18 protein-coding genes are annotated in these 16024 nt (G+C 73.7%); 10 read left to right on the top strand and 8 right to left on the bottom strand.

What is annotated here, in order from left to right; genetic code table 11:
* Positions 1-52: 52 nt before the first annotated feature.
* Positions 53-1021 carry a GlxA family transcriptional regulator gene (locus ACZ60X_RS17455; RefSeq protein ID WP_469599062.1) on the top strand — a complete coding sequence of 323 codons (969 nt, stop codon included), beginning with the start codon at positions 53-55 and terminating at the stop codon, positions 1019-1021.
* A 569-nt stretch (positions 1022-1590) separates the two neighbouring features.
* Positions 1591-2052: a pyridoxamine 5'-phosphate oxidase family protein gene (locus ACZ60X_RS17450; protein WP_469599060.1), complete on the top strand. Its 462-nt coding sequence runs from the start codon at positions 1591-1593 to the stop codon at positions 2050-2052.
* A gap of 27 nt (positions 2053-2079) precedes the next feature.
* On the opposite strand, the gene ACZ60X_RS17445 is transcribed toward ACZ60X_RS17450, so the two are convergent.
* Complete coding sequence (locus tag ACZ60X_RS17445) at positions 2080-2385, bottom strand: DUF4235 domain-containing protein (protein ID WP_469599058.1); 306 nt, start codon at positions 2383-2385, stop codon at positions 2080-2082.
* A 210-nt stretch (positions 2386-2595) separates the two neighbouring features.
* The gene (locus tag ACZ60X_RS17440; protein WP_469599056.1) at positions 2596-3045 is read right to left on the bottom strand and encodes a nitroreductase family deazaflavin-dependent oxidoreductase; all 450 of its coding nucleotides are present in this window, start codon (positions 3043-3045) and stop codon (positions 2596-2598) included.
* Between the two features lie 203 nt (positions 3046-3248).
* On the opposite strand from ACZ60X_RS17440, the gene ACZ60X_RS17435 reads away from it, so the two are divergent.
* The 3 genes from ACZ60X_RS17435 to ACZ60X_RS17425 all read left to right on the top strand — a co-directional run bounded on the left by ACZ60X_RS17435 (position 3249) and on the right by ACZ60X_RS17425 (position 5365).
* Complete coding sequence (locus ACZ60X_RS17435; protein ID WP_469599054.1) at positions 3249-3716, top strand: nuclear transport factor 2 family protein; 468 nt, start codon at positions 3249-3251, stop codon at positions 3714-3716.
* Positions 3717-3916: 200 nt separating this feature from the next.
* Complete coding sequence (locus ACZ60X_RS17430) at positions 3917-5146, top strand: cytochrome P450 (RefSeq protein ID WP_469599052.1); 1230 nt, start codon at positions 3917-3919, stop codon at positions 5144-5146.
* Between the two features lie 12 nt (positions 5147-5158).
* Complete coding sequence (locus ACZ60X_RS17425; RefSeq protein WP_469599050.1) at positions 5159-5365, top strand: ferredoxin; 207 nt, start codon at positions 5159-5161, stop codon at positions 5363-5365.
* Here the strand turns inward: ACZ60X_RS17425 and ACZ60X_RS17420 are convergent.
* Positions 5340-5942 carry a TetR/AcrR family transcriptional regulator gene (locus ACZ60X_RS17420; RefSeq protein ID WP_469599048.1) on the bottom strand — a complete coding sequence of 201 codons (603 nt, stop codon included), beginning with the start codon at positions 5940-5942 and terminating at the stop codon, positions 5340-5342. The two genes, ACZ60X_RS17425 and ACZ60X_RS17420, sit on opposite strands and share 26 nt — an antisense overlap.
* A gap of 109 nt (positions 5943-6051) precedes the next feature.
* Between ACZ60X_RS17420 and ACZ60X_RS17415 the strand changes: the two genes are divergently transcribed.
* Both ACZ60X_RS17415 and ACZ60X_RS17410 read left to right on the top strand, forming a co-directional pair.
* Entirely contained in the window at positions 6052-6510 is a 459-nt protein-coding gene (locus tag ACZ60X_RS17415; RefSeq protein WP_469599045.1) for a nuclear transport factor 2 family protein, read from the top strand.
* A 9-nt stretch (positions 6511-6519) separates the two neighbouring features.
* On the top strand, positions 6520-7053 hold the full coding sequence (locus ACZ60X_RS17410) for a flavoprotein (protein ID WP_469599043.1): 534 nt from the start codon (positions 6520-6522) through the stop codon (positions 7051-7053).
* Between the two features lie 32 nt (positions 7054-7085).
* On the opposite strand, the gene ACZ60X_RS17405 is transcribed toward ACZ60X_RS17410, so the two are convergent.
* Together ACZ60X_RS17405 and ACZ60X_RS17400 are read right to left on the bottom strand one after the other, a co-directional pair.
* On the bottom strand, positions 7086-7943 hold the full coding sequence (locus ACZ60X_RS17405) for a hypothetical protein (protein WP_469599041.1): 858 nt from the start codon (positions 7941-7943) through the stop codon (positions 7086-7088).
* 199 nt (positions 7944-8142) lie between these two features.
* Complete coding sequence (locus ACZ60X_RS17400) at positions 8143-9036, bottom strand: endo alpha-1,4 polygalactosaminidase (RefSeq protein WP_469599039.1); 894 nt, start codon at positions 9034-9036, stop codon at positions 8143-8145.
* Positions 9037-9176: 140 nt separating this feature from the next.
* Here ACZ60X_RS17400 and ACZ60X_RS17395 point away from each other — a divergent pair, with 140 nt between their 5' ends.
* Positions 9177-10145 (top strand): aldo/keto reductase, encoded by a 969-nt coding sequence (locus ACZ60X_RS17395; RefSeq protein WP_469599037.1) that lies wholly within the window; start codon positions 9177-9179, stop codon positions 10143-10145.
* 4 nt (positions 10146-10149) lie between these two features.
* Here the strand turns inward: ACZ60X_RS17395 and ACZ60X_RS17390 are convergent, their stop codons facing one another.
* The gene (locus ACZ60X_RS17390; protein WP_469599035.1) at positions 10150-10959 is read right to left on the bottom strand and encodes a phytanoyl-CoA dioxygenase family protein; all 810 of its coding nucleotides are present in this window, start codon (positions 10957-10959) and stop codon (positions 10150-10152) included.
* A gap of 80 nt (positions 10960-11039) precedes the next feature.
* Here ACZ60X_RS17390 and ACZ60X_RS17385 point away from each other — a divergent pair, with 80 nt between their 5' ends.
* Together ACZ60X_RS17385 and ACZ60X_RS17380 are read left to right on the top strand one after the other, a co-directional pair.
* Positions 11040-11924: a helix-turn-helix domain-containing protein gene (locus ACZ60X_RS17385; protein WP_469599033.1), complete on the top strand. Its 885-nt coding sequence runs from the start codon at positions 11040-11042 to the stop codon at positions 11922-11924.
* Between the two features lie 292 nt (positions 11925-12216).
* A complete protein-coding gene (locus tag ACZ60X_RS17380; RefSeq protein ID WP_469599031.1) occupies positions 12217-14166 on the top strand; it encodes a ricin-type beta-trefoil lectin domain protein in 1950 nt (649 codons plus the stop codon).
* 50 nt (positions 14167-14216) lie between these two features.
* On the opposite strand, the gene ACZ60X_RS17375 is transcribed toward ACZ60X_RS17380, so the two are convergent.
* Together ACZ60X_RS17375 and ACZ60X_RS17370 are read right to left on the bottom strand one after the other, a co-directional pair.
* Positions 14217-14708, bottom strand: coding sequence for a universal stress protein (locus ACZ60X_RS17375; RefSeq protein WP_469599029.1), 492 nt, complete (start codon positions 14706-14708; stop codon positions 14217-14219).
* A 32-nt stretch (positions 14709-14740) separates the two neighbouring features.
* A complete protein-coding gene (locus tag ACZ60X_RS17370; protein ID WP_469599027.1) occupies positions 14741-16009 on the bottom strand; it encodes an SLC13 family permease in 1269 nt (422 codons plus the stop codon).
* Between the last annotated feature and the right edge of the window lie 15 nt (positions 16010-16024).

The following is a 16024-nucleotide window of genomic DNA, read 5'->3' as shown; positions in this document are numbered from 1 at the left end:
GTTCGCGCGGCCGGGAAATGGCATGATGGCCACCTTTCGCTAGGATCGTGCCATGACCGCAGCACTGCCGCGCATCCGGCGCCCCGAGCGGGTGGCCGTTCTCGCCCTGGACGGCGCCTACCCCTTCGAACTGGGCATCCCGAACCGGATCCTCGGCGCCGCCGACGGCCACTACGAGGTGCTGACCTGCTCCGTCGACGGCCGCCCGGTGCGCAGCAGCGCGGACTTCACGATCGGCGTCGAGCACGGCCCCGAGATCCTGGACACGGCGGACACGGTCGTGGTCACCTCGATGCCGCCCGCGTACATCCCCGCCGAACTGCCCGGTGAGGTCGCCGCGGCCCTCGACCGGATCCGCCCGGACGCCCGGATCGTCTCGATCTGCACGGCCGCCTTCGTCCTCGCCGAGGCCGGTCTGCTCGACGGCCGTCGCGCGACCACGCACTGGCAGGTGGCCGAGGTGTTCCGCCGCCGCTTCCCCCGCGTGGACCTCGACCCGGACGTCCTCTTCGTCGCCGACGGCCGCATCCTCACCTCCGCCGGAGCCGCCTCCGGCGTCGACATCTGCCTGCACATCGTCCGCACCGACCACGGCAGCGAACTGGCCAACTCCGTCGCCCGCCGCTGTGTCGTCCCGCCGTTCCGGGACGGCGGCCAGGCCCAGTACATCGAGCAGCCCGTCCCGGAGAGCGGCGCGGCGAGCACGGCCGGGACCCGGCTGTGGGCCCTTGAGCGCCTCGGCGAACCGCTCACCCTGGCCGACCTGGCCGGGCACGCCCGGATGAGCCTGCGCACCTTCGCCCGCCGCTTCAACGACGAGGTCGGCCTCAGCCCCGGCCGCTGGCTGATCCAGCAGCGCGTCACACGCGCCCGGCATCTGCTGGAGTCCAGCGACCTGCCGGTGGACCGGATCGCCGCCCAGGTCGGCTTCGCCACCGGCGCCTCGCTGCGCCAGCACCTGCACGCGGCCATCGGGGTGTCCCCGCAGACATACCGCAGAACCTTCCAGCGCACCCGCTGAGCCACCCCGCGCGTCACGAACGGGCCCGGCCGGGCGGCCCGGTCCGCGAGCCCCTCGGCCCCGCGGGATGCCTGGACGGTGGAGGCCGCCACGAGCCGGGCGAGCCACGACACGTCGCCCGAGCGCACCTTCTGGAGGTGCGCCGCATGCGGCCGGGTGCCGCCCGGCCCGTACGCCGAGGGCATTCAACCGCGTGACGGACCGCCGCGGTTGACAGTGAGTGACCGGTCGCGCGGTTGGGCAGGGTCTGCCCTGCCGGGGTGGTCGTCGGCCGGGTGTGTTGCGCCCTCGTGGAGGTGCTGCTCGCGGGTGTGGGTGTGGTGAGTGGGGCCGGGCGGCTGCGCCGGCCGGTCCGGTGTGTCGCCGTGAGCGCCTTCGCCGATCAGTTGCCGTCGACGTCCACCACCTCGGTGCGCGGTCCGGCGAGTTCGTGTGCATCGTCATGTCCGGGACGGCAACGGCGGTGCGTTGACCGCGGTCGCTCGGACACGCCTGAACCACGTCCGTGCGGACGGGGCGGCCCGGCGGTCACACTGGACGGGTTCCGCATCCCGAGGAGGCCGTACGCCATGACCCCACCGCCCGCCCGCACCGCCGCGGAGCGCACGAGGGACACCCTGCACCGGCTGGAGCACGATGTCGACGTCTGGGTGGCCACCGCCGGCCCCGACGGCGGCGCCCCCTATCTCGTGCCGCTGTCCTTCGTGTGGGACGGCGCCACGTTGCTGATCGCCACTCCGGCCGACAGCCCCACGGGCCGCAATCTCGTCGCCACGGGCCGGACCCGCCTCGGCCTCGGCCTGACCCGGGACGTTGTCGTGATCGAGGGCACCGCCCAGGCGGTGACACCGGAGGACCTCCCCGAGGAGGACGCGGAGGTATTCGCCGGCAAGACAGGCTTCGACCCCCGCCAACTGGCCACCCCCTACCTCTACTTCAGGGTCCTCCCGCACCGCGTCCAGGCCTGGCGCGAGGCGAACGAGCTGGAAGGCCGCACGCTGATGAGAGAGGGCGAGTGGATCGCCCCGTGACGGGCGCGGGCGGCAGGCACGTGCGGCTCACTCCTCGCCCTCCTGCGCGGAGGCCACGGGCCACACTCCCGTCGACCGCTGGATGGCCTTGGCGCCGGCGCGATCCACCGCACTGCGCACCACCGCGAAGATCGCCCCCTGCACCGCCGCGGCCAGCAGGATCTCCCCCCAGCCACGGTCCGGGTCCAGGGCGTCGGGCGCGTCGTCCTCGTGCCGCAGCGCCTTCCACGCCTGTTGGAAGGCGATACCGGCCACGGCGCCGCTCGCCCAGCTCAGTACGAAACCGATCGGCTGGTAGACGAAGGGGAGCTTCTTCTTCTTGTTCTTGGCCATGTGTGACTCCTTCCTCGTCGGACCACCCTCCTAGCGGGCCGCCCTTCGGGGGCCACCCGTTCGCCGGGAGGCCCGCGGGTGAGGGCACAAGGGGGCCCCGCCGCGACGGGGGAACGCGGCGGGGCCCTGATGCACGAGTGCCCGCGCCGATGCGCGGTCACACCTGCCGGGCACAGATTTTTCTAAATTCCGTCGGTGTCCGATGCGGGATCAGCTCCGGGAGAAGGGCTCCAGCACGAACACCGGGATCTCCCGATCGGTCTTCTTCTGGTAGTCGGCGTACGGCGGGTACGCGGCCACGGCCCGCTCCCACCACAGCGCCTTCTCCTCGCCCGTGACCTCGCGGGCCCGCATGTCCTGGCGGACCGGCCCGTCCTGGAGCTCGACGTGCGGATCGGCCGTGATGTTGAAGTACCACACCGGATGCGTGGGCGCGCCGCCCTGCGAGGCGACCACCGCGTACGCCCCGTCGTGCTCCACCCGCATCAGCGGCGTCTTGCGGATCTTGCCGCTCTTCGCGCCCCGGGTCGTCAGGATGATGACCGGAAGTCCGGTGTCCAGGAGTGTCGTTCCCTCCTTCCCGCCGGAGCTCTCGTACAGCTCGACCTGCTCGCGCACCCACTGCGCCGGACTGGGCTCGTACTCACCCTCAAGAGGCATGGGGTCCGTTCCCTTCGTCGGTCCAAAGGCTGTCTGCCGTCGCCACGTCAACGCCGGCGGCCGCGCGGATCATCCGCACCGCCGGATCCCTTCCCCCGAACGGCCCTTACCTCACAGGTCATCGCGCGCCACCTCCGCCTCGCGGCACAGTGGTCCCGCCGCGCCCGCGCACCGGCGCGGCCACCCCGGAAGGAGACAACCGCATGTCCGGCACCCCGACCGCCCCGGCCGCCACCACCCGCGCCGTCGTGCAGGAACTGCTCCGCCGCATCGGCGAGGGCGACCCACGGCGGATCGCCGACCTGTACGCGGAGGGCTGCGACTGGGAGCTGAGCTGGCCGGAAGACGAGCACGGCCGCGCTGAGACCCCGTGGATCCGGCACCGCTCCACCCGCGCCGACACCGAGGCCCACTTCCGGGAACTGGCCGCCCACCACGTACCGGAGAAGGCGGACACCGGCGTCGACCGGATCCTGGTGGACGGCGAGGACGCGGTGGTCCTCGGCGTCATCCGGCAGACGGCCGCGCCCACCGGCCGCGCGTACACGTCCCGGTTCGCCCTGCACCTCACCGTGCGCGACGGTCTCGTCGTACGGCACCACGTGTACGAGGACAGCCTGGCCGTGGCCCGCGCCTTCGCGCCGGAGCGGAGCCGTACCCTGGAGTCATGACCGGCCGGCCGGGCCCACCCCCGGTGGCCGGCGGGCGGCTTCGGGCCGCGGAATCCGGCCGGTTCCCGTCCCTCGCACCCCTCTTGTTCGGCCAGATCCCACCGATCACCGAAGTGGCCGAACTTGTCGTGGACCTATAGGTGCCTCGGGCATCTAATGAATATCGGCACCACGCACTTCTTCGTCTGCGAGGTCTTTTCATGACGGAACTGACGGACATGACCGGCCCGGCGACCCCGGCCGAACCCGTCGCCTTCCCCCAGGACCGCACCTGCCCCTACCACCCGCCCACCGGATACCAGTCACTGCGCGACGCGCGGCCCCTGTCCCGCGTCACCCTCTTCGACGGCCGCGAGGTCTGGGCGGTCACCGGGCACGCCGCCGCCCGCGCCCTGCTCGCCGACCCCCGGCTGTCCGCCGACCGCCGCCGTCCCGAATTCCCCGTGCCCGCCCGGCGCTTCCAGGGCATCCGCGACCGCCGGGTGGCCCTGCTCGGAGTGGACGACCCGGAACACAACCGGCAGCGGCGGATGATGATCCCGGAGTTCACCGTCCGGCGCGCCACCCAGTTGCGGCCCTGGATCCAGCGGGTCGTGGACGAGCTGCTGGACCGGATGATCGCCCAGGGCCCGCCCGCCGACCTGGTCTCCGCCTTCGCGCTGCCCGTGCCGTCGACGGTCATCTGCTACCTGCTCGGCGTGCCGTACGCCGACCACGAGTTCTTCGAGGAGCAGTCCCGCCGACTGCTGCGCGGCCGGACGGCGGACGAGGCCGTGGCCGCGCGTGCCCGGCTGGAGGAGTACATCGGCGGGCTCATCGACGGCAAGGCGAAGCAGGCCGAGCCCGGCGACGGCATCCTCGACGACCTCGTCCACCAGCAGCTGCGCGACGGCGAGCTGCAGCGCGCCGAAGCGGTGTCTCTGGCCCTGATCCTGCTGGTCGCAGGCCACGAGACCACCGCCAACATGATCTCGCTGGGCACCTTCACCCTGCTCCAGCACCCCGACCGGCTGGCCGAACTGCGCGCCGACCCGGCGCTGCTGCCCGCCGCCGTCGAGGAGCTGATGCGGATGCTCTCCATCGCGGAGGGGCTGCAGCGCGTGGCGGTGGAGGACATCGAGATCGACGGTCACACGATCCGGGCCGGGGAGGGCGTGCTCTTCTCGACCTCCGTGATCAACCGCGACCCCGCGCAGTACGAGGATCCGGACACCCTGGACTTCCACCGCTCCGCCCGCCATCACGTGGCGTTCGGCTTCGGCATCCACCAGTGTCTGGGCCAGAACCTGGCCCGCGCGGAACTGGAGATCGCCCTCGGCAGCCTGCTGAACCGGCTGCCCGGCCTGCGCCTCGCCGTCCCGGCCGCGGACGTCCCGTTCAAGCGCGGCGACACGATCCAGGGGATGCTGGAACTCCCCGTGACTTGGTAAGAGGCTCAGCCCATGCGATTCAAGGTCAGCATCGACACGAACGTCTGCATCGGCGCCGGGCAGTGCGCGCTCACCGCCCCGAACGTCTTCACCCAGGACGACGAGGGCTTCAGCACCCTGCTCCCCGGCCGTGAGGACGGCACGGACGACACGATGGTCAAGGAGGCGGCCCGCGCTTGCCCGGTCGGCGCGATCACGGTGTCGGAGACCACCGGCTGATCCCGTCCGCACCGGCGGCCGCCACCAGCGCCCGCGCCGCCGCGCGGGCCTCGGCCGCCGGCCGGGTGCCGCCCGTGACGCCCGCCGTGACCATGGCCCCCTCGGCCAGCAGGAAGAGGGGACCGGTCAGGGCGGCGGGCAGCCGCGCCTCGGCCACGAGCGAGGCGAGGTAGCCGCGGAACGCCTCCTTGTGGGCGCGCACCTGCTCCGCCACCAGGGCGGAGGCCGGCCCCAGCTCGCCGTAGGCGTTGAGCCAGGCGCAGCCCCGGAAGCCGTCCTCGCCGAACCACTCCTCCAGCCAGTCGAACACGGCCGGGATCCGCCGCAGCGGGTCCCGCTCCCGCGCGACGTGCTCGGCCAGCCGCCGGCGCCAGCGCTCGTCGCGCCGGGCCAGATAGGCCGCGACGAGCTGTTCCTTGGCCGGGAACAGCTGGTACAGCCGCTTGAGGGAGAGGCCCGAGGCTCCGCGCAGCTCGTCCATGCCGACGGCCTGGATGCCGCGGCCGTAGAACAGTGCCTCCGCGGCGTCGAGAGCCCGCTCCCGGGCGGCCTCGGCGGTGAGCGGCGGTATCGGCATCTTTTGCCTCCCGGGTACGTACATTGACGCGAGAACGTGCGTTCTCCTATCGTAGCAGCCATCCGGAGAACGCTCGTTCTCCAGTGTTGCCGAAGCCCAGGAGGAGACCGTGACCGCCCGCCCGCCCCTGCCGCCGTTCACCCGCGAGACCGCCGCCCGGAAGGTCCAGGCCGCCGAGGACGCCTGGAACACACGCGACCCGCAGCGGGTGGCGCTCGCCTACTCGGAGGACTCCCGCTGGCGCAACCGCGACACCTTCGTCACCGGCCGCGCCGGGATCGTCGCGTTCCTCACCGCCAAGTGGCGGCGCGAACTGGACTACGCCCTGCGCAAGGACCTGTGGGCCTTCGACGGCAACCGCATCGCCGTCCGCTTCCAGTACGAGTGCCACGACGCGGACGGCCGGTGGTGGCGCTCGTACGGCAACGAGCTGTGGGAGTTCGACGGACACGGCCTGATGACCCGGCGTGAGGCCAGCATCAACGACGTCGCCATCGAGGAGCACGAGCGCCGGATCCTCGGCCCCCGGCCCGAGGCCGAGCGAGGGGCGTCCTTCCCGCTCCAGTAGGGTTCCCGGATGACCCGTGCGGCCGAGAAACCCTTCCTCTACGTCGTCGTCTGTGCGGCCGGCATCGCCGCGGCCGTGACCGAGCTGATCAGCGCCGCGCAGGAGCGGGACTGGGAGGTCGGTGTCATCGCGACACCGGTCGCCACGGGCGGCTTCTTCGACACCGAGGCGGTGGCGGCGCTGACGGGCCGTGCCGTCCGCTCGGCCTGGCGCACCCCGGCCGATCCGCGCCCGTTCCCGCCGCCGGACGCCGTGGCGGTCGCGCCCGCCACCTTCAACACCGTCAACAAGTGGGCGGCCGGCATCGCCGACACGCTCGCCCTCGGCACCCTGTGCGAGGCCGCGGGCCTCGGCATACCCGTGGCGGTCCTGCCCTGCGTGGCCGACGCCCTGGCCGCCCACCCCGCCTACCGGGACAGTCTGGCGCGGCTCGGCGCCATGGGCGTCCGTTTCGGTGAGCCGTACAACGGAGAAGTCCGGCCGGACGGCAGCCGGCCGGACTTCGCGTGGGGGCGGGCACTGGACCTGCTCGGGCCGCTCTGAGCCGAGGGCATACCGCGTTTCCGGCGCGGCGCTCAGCGGCAGGTCAGCTTCGGGCCCTCCAGCATGGCGCCGGTGTACATGCTCTGGCCGCGCGGCACCCAGTAGCCGAGCTTCGAGACGACCGACGAGCACTTCGCCCCGACGGTGACCTGGATCCTGATCCTCTCCGGGTGACCGGGCTGCAGCTCGGTCACCGTGCAGTCCAGCGAGTGCGCCAGCCGGGTCTTCGACGGGTAGCGGCCCACCAGCGGGTTCACGCAGCGGTGGTCGGCGCTGCGGATCCGCACGCCGGTGCCCTCCTCGCCGATCATGCCCAGCCGCGCGTTGCCGTCACCCTGGTCGCTGTCCCGGCGGATCGTGTACGTCACCGTCGTCGTGGCGTTGCGGCGCAGCACCGTCTTGTCGGTGGTGACGAAGTGCGTGGCCTTCTCCAGCGGCGCGGTCAGCGACAGGACGGCCCGCACCGTGCCCTTCAGGTCGACCCCGGCCGGCGACGACTTCACCCGCACGGCGGCGGAGATGTCGTACGCGCCCGGCCCCGCGTACAGCCGGGAGCCGGGCAGCGATCCGGTGCCCAGCGACTTGCCGGCGCGGCGCACCTCCCAGGTGCCCTCGGTACGGCAGGCGTAGTGCACCTTGGCGGCGGCGCCCCGGCAGGTGGCCGGGGCCGTGATGTTCAGCCTGGGGGAGCCGGTGTCCGCACACAGGCTGACCTGCGCCTGCTCGCCGTGGGGGCCGTGCAGCGTGCCCGCGGCCGCGCACAGCGTGCCCGGCGTCTCGGGCGCCGAGGCGGCTGCGGACTGCCCCCAGGCGCAGGCGGGGGTGACGAGGGCCAGCGGCAGCAGCGCTGCCCCGGCCAGGGTTCTGAGCGTGGTGGAACGTGTCGGCACCGCGTTTCCTCCGAGGCGGCCGTGACCGGCCGGACGCCGGTCGTCTGCCGCCGAGGATGAGCCGACAGTACGACGATCCACCGGCTCCCACGCCGGTCGGTCACCTGGGGGCAGCAATATCAGCGCCCCTGCGCACCAGCGCGCCGAAGGGGGCAGGCCATGGCACCTGCGACGGCGCGTGGGGCCGCCCGGCGGAGCGTCACCGCGTTTTTCGGACGTATTGCGCGGCCCCCGGAGTCGACACGTCCCGGTCCCGCCGTACGATGCTCAGCCGCTCGCCCCAGCCGGCGAGTGCCTTGCGCAGGCCGCTGTCGGTGTACTCGACGTCCACGACCCGGTCGTCGAACGCCTTCGCGTACACCCCGCACTCGTCGTACTGCCCGCACTCCTCCGCCACCGCGAAGTCCAGCCCGGCCCGCCGGCGCTGCCCGGTCAGCGCAGCGGTGTTCTTCTGTCCGACGGCCAGGTGCCGGGCGTGCGCGTGCCGGGACAGCAGGGTCATGAACGCGGTCGCGTCGGACGCGGTGAGCAGGTGGTGGGAGCGGGTGTAGCTGTCGTAGTTGTCCGGCTCGACGGCGTCGAAGCCCTTCTCCGCGCAACCGTCGATCCAGCGGTTCACCCGCTCGGCCACCCGCTCCCGCTTGGCCGGGGTGCCGATGTCGAGCAGCGGCTCGTTCCAGTCCTCGTCGATGACGACCCCGCCGTGCGCGTCACGCAGCAGCAGGTCGGCGGGCCAGGAGGAGCGCTCGTCGGGCTGGCCCTGGAAGGCGTTGACGTAGCAGATGTTGTACAGCCCCCGGGCGGGCGAGCCGGAGCGGTCGCGGCTGACGATCCGCACCCCCGCGGGCGGGGGATAGGCGCCGCCGATCTGGTAGTCGAACCCGGCGTGGCGCGGCGGCAGCCGCACCGCGGCCGGCGCCGGCGAGCCGTGCCCGTCCCGGTCACCGCCCGCCGGACCGCCGTCCCGAGCACCGCCCCCGGAGCCGCCGCCGGCGCAGCCGGCCAGGGCCGACACGGTGACGACCAGGGCCGCTGCCAGAGCGCCGGCGGTCCGCACGGAACCCGCGGCGCGGTGAACACCCTTGGGGGACAAGTCCGCTCCATCCTGCGCACGCCGGGCGGCGCGGCACGTGTCAGGATCAAATCGCCCGCGTGTTCCCCTCGTCAAATCCGTGCCGGTGCACGCCGTACGCTCGGTCGTGACCATCGTTTCCGACGGCGGGAGCAGCATCGATGCAGTACGTGAAGCTCGGTTCCACGGGCCTGGACGTGTCGCGGATCTGTCTGGGCTGCATGACCTACGGTCTGCCTGACCGCGGAGTCCACGAGTGGACCCTCGACGAGGAGGCGTCCCGCCCGCTCATCCGGCAGGCGCTGGAGGCGGGCGTCAACTTCTTCGACACCGCCAACGTCTACTCCGACGGCACCAGCGAGGAGATCGTCGGCAAGGCCCTGCGCGATTTCGCGAACCGCGACGAGATCGTGCTGGCCACCAAGGTGAACGGCCGGATGCGGCCGGGCCCCAACGGGGCGGGGCTGTCCCGCAAGGCCATCATGACCGAGATCGACCACAGCCTGCGCCGCCTCGGCACCGACTACGTCGACCTGTACCAGATCCACCGCTACGATCACGCCACCCCGGTCGAGGAGACGATGGAGGCGCTGCACGACCTGGTCAAAGCGGGCAAGGTCCGCTACATCGGGGCGAGTTCGATGTACGCCTGGGAGTTCTCCAAGGCCCAGTACACGGCCGAGCGGCACGGCTGGACGAAGTTCGTCAGCATGCAGAACCACTACAACCTGCTCTACCGCGAGGAGGAGCGGGAGATGCTGCCGCTCTGCGCCGACCAGGGCGTCAGCGCGCTGCCGTGGAGCCCGCTCGCCCGCGGCCGGCTCACCCGCGACTGGGGGACGGTCACCGACCGCAGCGCCGCCGACAACTTCGGCAGCCGTCTGTACCTGGACAGCGACCGCTCGATCGTCGAGGCCGTCACCCGCATCGCCGAGGCGCGCGGCGTCCCGCGCGCCCGGGTCGCCCTCGCCTGGCTGCTCCACCAGCCCACGGTGGCGGCCCCGATCGTCGGCGCCGGCAAGCCCCACCACATCGAGGACGCGGTGGCGGCCGTCGAACTGGAGCTGAGCGAGAAGGAGATCGAGGAACTGCAGCAGCCGTACACGGCACGGGCGATCAGCGGTCACTGAGCCGTCAGTGCGGTCCCTGCGGCACGAACTCCGTGCCGCACGGGCCGCCCCCCTCGCTGAGCGGCAGGGGGACGCGCTCGCCGCTCATGGTCAGCGTCCGGTAGTACGCGCCGATCCGCTCGGCCGAGCGCCCCACGTAGTGCCCGATGAAGGAGCGCCGGAAGCGGTCGGCCGAGCGGTTGGGACCCGAGCCGTGCACCAGGCTGCCGTTGAAGAACAGCACGTCCCCCGGCGCCAGATCGACGGGCACGGGCACGAGTCCGGGCGGCGGCGGGACGTATTCACGGGCGAACGACACGCCCTCGTCGGCGAGTTCGGGACAGAACAGGTCCATCCGATGGGTGCCGGGGACGACTTCGAGGCCCCCGTTGTCCCGGTCGATCGGCTCGCAGGCCACCCATGCCGCGATGCACGTGCCCGGCTCGACCCGCAGATAGAAGTTGTCCTGGTGCAGCGCCTGCCCGCGCGCGCCCGGGGGCTTGAAGTAGAACATGCTCTGCGCCGCCAGCACCTCCTCGCCGAACAGCGTCTCCAGGACGGTCCGCAACCGGGCGTCCAGCAGCAGTTCCCGGGCCGGTGCGCTGAATTCGTGCGGCTGCATCACCCGCGGGTAACGGCGCAGCGGGTCGGGGTCGGCCGGGCGCGGTGCGAAGTGCCCCGGGACCGGGCCGGCCGCGTGCAGCGCCGCGAAGTGAGCGCACACAGCCTCGGCCTCGGCCCGGTCGAACAGGCCGCGTACGACGGTGAACCCGTCCTCCTCGAACCGCTGCCGGAGTGCGCCGGGCAGTAGGGGGTCGTTGTCCGTGACGGTCATGGGTCCGCTCCTGGGGTTCGCTGGGCGTGGCGTGACGTGGGGTACGTCCGTCACGCTAGGGCGGTGCGCCCGACGGGAGGATGTCCGTGCCTGCTGAGGAACTGCCCGGGGCGGCTGCCGCCGGTGACCCCTCACCGCCGCCCGGCCTGGTGGTGACCGGCCGCCACGACCAGCGGCCGGGCTACGGTGTGCACCGGCCCCGGGGCTCGGACAGCTGGCTGTTCACCTTCACGACGGGCGGCGGCGGCCTGCTCCGCCAGGGCACCGCCCGCGCCCGGGCCGGCACGGGGGACCTGGTGGTCCTCGCGCCCGGCACCCGCCACCGGTACGCCGTCGCACCCGACGCCGGGCACTGGCGCTTCTGGTGGACCCACTGCGGTGCGCGCCCGGCCTGGACGCCCTGGCTGGCCCCGTACGCCGTGGCCGACGGCCTGTACGCGCTGCCGTCCGTCCCCGCCGCCCTGCACGACCGGATCGGGGCGGCCTTCACCCGGATGTTCCCGGACGAACGCGCCTCCCGCGAGCCCGACCCGGTCGTCGTGGCCGACGGTTTCCCGGCGCGGGAGCTGGCGCTCTGCGCGCTGGAGGAGGTGCTCCTGCTCGCGGCCGGCGGCGCCCGGACTATGAGCGCCCCACCGGAGGCCGATCCCCGGGTGCGCCGCGCCGAGGAGCTGATCGCCGCCGACCCCGGCGCCCCGCACACCGTCCGCTCGCTCGCCGGGAGCGTCGCGCTGTCCCCGTCCCGCTTCGCCCACCTGTTCGCCCTGCGCACCGGCCGGTCCCCGATGCGGGCCCTGCGCGAGGCCCGGCTGCGGCACGCGGCCCTGCTGCTGCGGGCCACCGACCTGACGGTGGAGCGGGTGGCGGAGGCCTCGGGATTCCCGAGTCCCTACCACTTCAGCCGGGTGTTCCGGGAGCACTACGGGATGCCGCCCGGCGCCTACCGGGCGGGTGGGCGGCGGTAAGGGGGAGGAATGCGATCGGCTCGGCCGATCGCCTTTGACAGATAGTCAACAGAAAAGCTTCCGGGCTGAATAGGGAAAAGCGTGAGATCCCTTGTTCCACACTGCTTGCTGTGCGAAAGTGTGCGCTGTCCGCGTGCAGACAATTACATTCGCCGCTGCATGCGCAGGCCGCTCACCGTACACCCCCCACGCTTCACAAGAGCCGCCTCCGGTGGACGCCAGAGCTGCCCCATCACCCCCATACCCGTTGGTATGTACTAATTCCCGTATCGCGTCTGGAGGAATTGCGGCCGTGAATGAGGCAGGCCTGTCGGACGAGGAACTGAGCGCCGAACTGAAGAAGTGGACGGGCGCCACACCCGCGCTGCATCCCGTCGGGGAACTGCTCGACCGGCACTGGGAGGCCGCCTTCGCCTACGCCCGGCTGTGCACGGACGGGACGCGCGCGGCCGGCATGCTCACCACCGCCGCTTTCACCCGCCTCTTCGGCGCCTCGCTCCGGCAGACCGGCCCGAGCGCCGCCTGGCGGCCCCAGCTGCTCGTCACCGTCCGCCGGATCGCCGCCGAGTGGGACGCCGACGGCCGCCAGGAACTCCTCCACCCGGCACTGCGGTCCAGCGCCACCGGCGAGCGCGCCTCCGCACGGCTGCTGCCCCCGCCCGGCCGCCGGCTGCTCTCCCGCGCCTTCCAGCGGATCCCGCAGACCTCCCGCGCCGTGCTGTGGCACACCGAGGTCGAGGCCGAACCCCTCGCCGTACCCGCGGCCCTGCTCGGCCGGTCCGAGGAGGACGCGCGCGTCGAACTGCGCCGGGCCCGCGAGCGGTTGCGCGAGGAGTGCCTCCAGGTGCACCGCGAACTGGCGCCCGACGCGGAGTGCCAACGCTATCTGCGCATGCTCGACGTGACCTACCGGCGCGGCGGCGTCGACGTGGACCCCGACCTGGGCCGGCATCTGGCCCACTGCACCCACTGCCGCCGCACCGCCGACCAACTCGCCTGCTTCAACAGCGGGTTGGGTCTCGCGCTGGCGGAGGCCGTGCTCGGCTGGGGCGCCCGGGACTACGTGGTCGCGTGCGCGAGCCGTACCGAGGAACCGCCCGCCCCGGCCCCGGCGCCGGCCGCGCCCCCGTCCGGCGAGTCCTTCACGTCCGCCGGGCCGGCGGAGCAGGACAGCGACTCCGCCACCCCCACCCGCCGTCGGGGCGCCGTACCGCCGCCGCGCCGCACCCCTGCCGCCCCCGCACGTCCCCGCGGCTCCGCCGGGCCCCCGCACCGGCGCCGTCCCCCCGCCGCCGACGCGTCCGCCTCCTGCGGCCCGTCCGCCGGCTCCGATGACGAGCCGGCCCCTTCCCGCCGTGCGGGCCGGCGTGCCGCCCGGCGCGCCCGGCGCCGTCAGCTCGCCCTGGCCGTGGGCACCGTGAGCGGTCTGGTCGTGCTGCCCCTGGTGCTGTGGTCGGTGCTCGGCTCCGGGGACCGCCCGGCTCCCGGCGGGGGCGGCGACGCGTCCCGGGCGCCGGGCAGGGGCGCGTCGAGCCCGGGCGCGTCCTGGACCGGGACGGGTGCCGCCGGGCGGGGCGGGGCCGTGCACGGCCGGCTGCGCAACCTCGCGTCGGGGCTGTGCGTCGCGGTCGTCGGCGGCCAGGCCGTCCAGGGCGCCGAGACCGAACTCGCCCGCTGCGGCGCGACACCGAGCCAGCAGTGGTCGTACGAGGCCGACGGACGCCTGCGCAACTCCGCCGCGCCCGACCTGTGCCTGGACTCCAGCATCGGCTTCTCGGTCCGCCTCGCTCCCTGTGCGGCCACCGGCGCGGCGGCCCGGAACATCCGCTACGACTTCACGCTCCAGGGCGTCCTCGTGCCGCGCTGGAACCAGGACCTGGCGCTCACCCCCGCGGCCACCGACGGCTCCGGCGCGCTGGTCACCAAGAACCGCGCCACCGGCGCCGACCAGCGCTGGTCCGTGGACACGGCCAAGCCTGACCTGCAGATGCAGAACGTCAACTGGGACAGCCCCAGCGACCCTTCACCCGCCGCCACGCCGCGCTCCGCGCCCCCCGCGCCGGCGCCCACGCCCGAGCCGTCCCGCACCACCGCCACCCCGGACCCGACGCCCCCGCCCACCACGGCCGGCCCGGACCCCACGCCCTCCACCTCACCGCCCCCCTGCTCGGCGTACCCCTACTCCTGCGGGTGGGGCGGCGGAGGGTACGGCGGGTACGGAGGCGGCCGGCACCGGCGCTGAGCCGGCAGGCCGCCGTGGGTACGCTCCCCGGCCCGCCCGTCGGGCGCCGCTCAGGGGTGGTGCGGTGGCGGAGGCGGGATCGTGCGCAGAGAGGGGGCCGGTTCCGGCCAGACCAGGAGCACCGGGCAGGGGGCGTGGTCGACGGCGAACCGGCTCGCCGGGCCCAGGCTGTGCGGGCCGAGGCGGGAGCGGTCACCGTCGCGGGCCAGCACCAGCAGGTCGGCGCCCTCGCAGGCGGCCACCACCTCCCGCTCGACCCGGCCCGCCCGCTCCTCGCGCGCACACGGCCGGCCCAGCCGTCCGGCCGCCGCGTCGAGCAGCTCGGCGGCCGACGTGCCCCCCAGCGCCTCCAGCCGGTCGCCCGGATCACGCTCCGGCCGCCCGCGCCCCAGCAGCCCCGCGAACGCCCCGTGCGCGAGTCCCGGCACCTCGGCCCCGCTGACGTGCAGCAGCACCACCTCCGCGGTGTCCGGGGCGTGGCGGTGCACGGCGTCCACGCAGGCGGGCCAGGTGCCCTCGACGAGCCAGGCGATCACACGCATCCGGTCGGCCTCCTCGCGGTACGGACGGTCTCTCAGAGAATCTGCAGCGATCCCCACAGTGCCACCACCGCGACCGCGAGCGAGGACGGCACGGCGACCAGGCCCAGCCGGGTGAACTCGCCGAGGCCCACGCCGTGCTCGTGCTGGTGCACGATCCGCCGCCAGAGCAGCGTCGCCAGCGATCCCGCATAGGTCAGGTTCGGGCCGATGTTCACGCCCAGCAGCACGGCCAGCACGGCGCCCGCACCGGCCGGCGCGGCCAGCGGCAGCAGGACCAGCACCGCCGGGAGGTTGTTGATCAGGTTCGCCAGGAGGGCGGCCAGCGCGGCGGTGCCGAGCAGGGCGAGCAGGCCCGTGCCGCCCGGCAGCACATGGCCGAGGACGTCGGCGAGCCCATTGTCGACGACCGCCCGCACCACGATGCCCAGCGCCAGCACGAACGCGAGGAAGGCGGGGGCGGCCGCCCGTACGACGGTCAGCGGGGTGGCCTTGCGGCGCACCAGCGCCCGGCCCGCCAGCACCAGCGCGCCCGCCGCCGCGACCCAGGCGGGGTCCACTCCGAACGCCGACGCCACCACGAACCCCGCCAGCGTGCAGCCGACGGTGCTCACCGCGAACAGCGGCAGCCGCGGTGCCTCGCCGGGGTCCTGGCCCACCGGGGCGGCCGCCGCGAGGTCACGGGCGAAGAACCGGCGGAAGACGACGTACTCGGCGCCGATCGCCACGAGCCACGGCAGCGCCATCAGCGCCGCGAACCGGGTGAAGCTCAGCCCGCTCGCCGCGAACGCCAGCAGGTTCGTCAGATTGGACACCGGCAGCAGCAGCGACGCCGTGTTCGACAGATGCGTACAGGCGTAGATGTGCGGCTTGGGCCGTACGCCGGTCCGGGCGGCCGTGGCGAAGACCACCGGGGTGAGCAGCACGATGGTGGCGTCCAGGCTGAGGACGGCGGTGATGACGGACGCCAGCGCGAAGACCGCCGTCAGCAGCCGCACCGGCCGGCCCGCCGCCCAGCGGGCCATCCACGCCCCGCAGGCCTGGAACAGCCCCTCCACGTCGCAGAAGTGGGCGAGCACCAGCACGGCCGCCAGGAACCCGACCACCGGCCCGAGCCGCTCGACCTCCGCCCGGGCGTGGTCGAGGGAGATCGCGCCGGTGGCGATCGCGACCCCGGCGGCGGGCACGGCCAGGACCGCCTCCGGCCGGCCGAAGGGCCGTACGACGGCCCAGGCGAGTACGGCGACGAGGAGCACGGCGGAGAGCGCTTCGGCGAGCGGGGTGTTCAGGGCGGGTCCCTTCACGATCGATCATGTGGT

The sequence above is a fragment of the Streptomyces sp. NPDC104106 genome (assembly GCF_055584345.1).
This window is presented reverse-complemented; position numbering and strand designations above follow the sequence as displayed.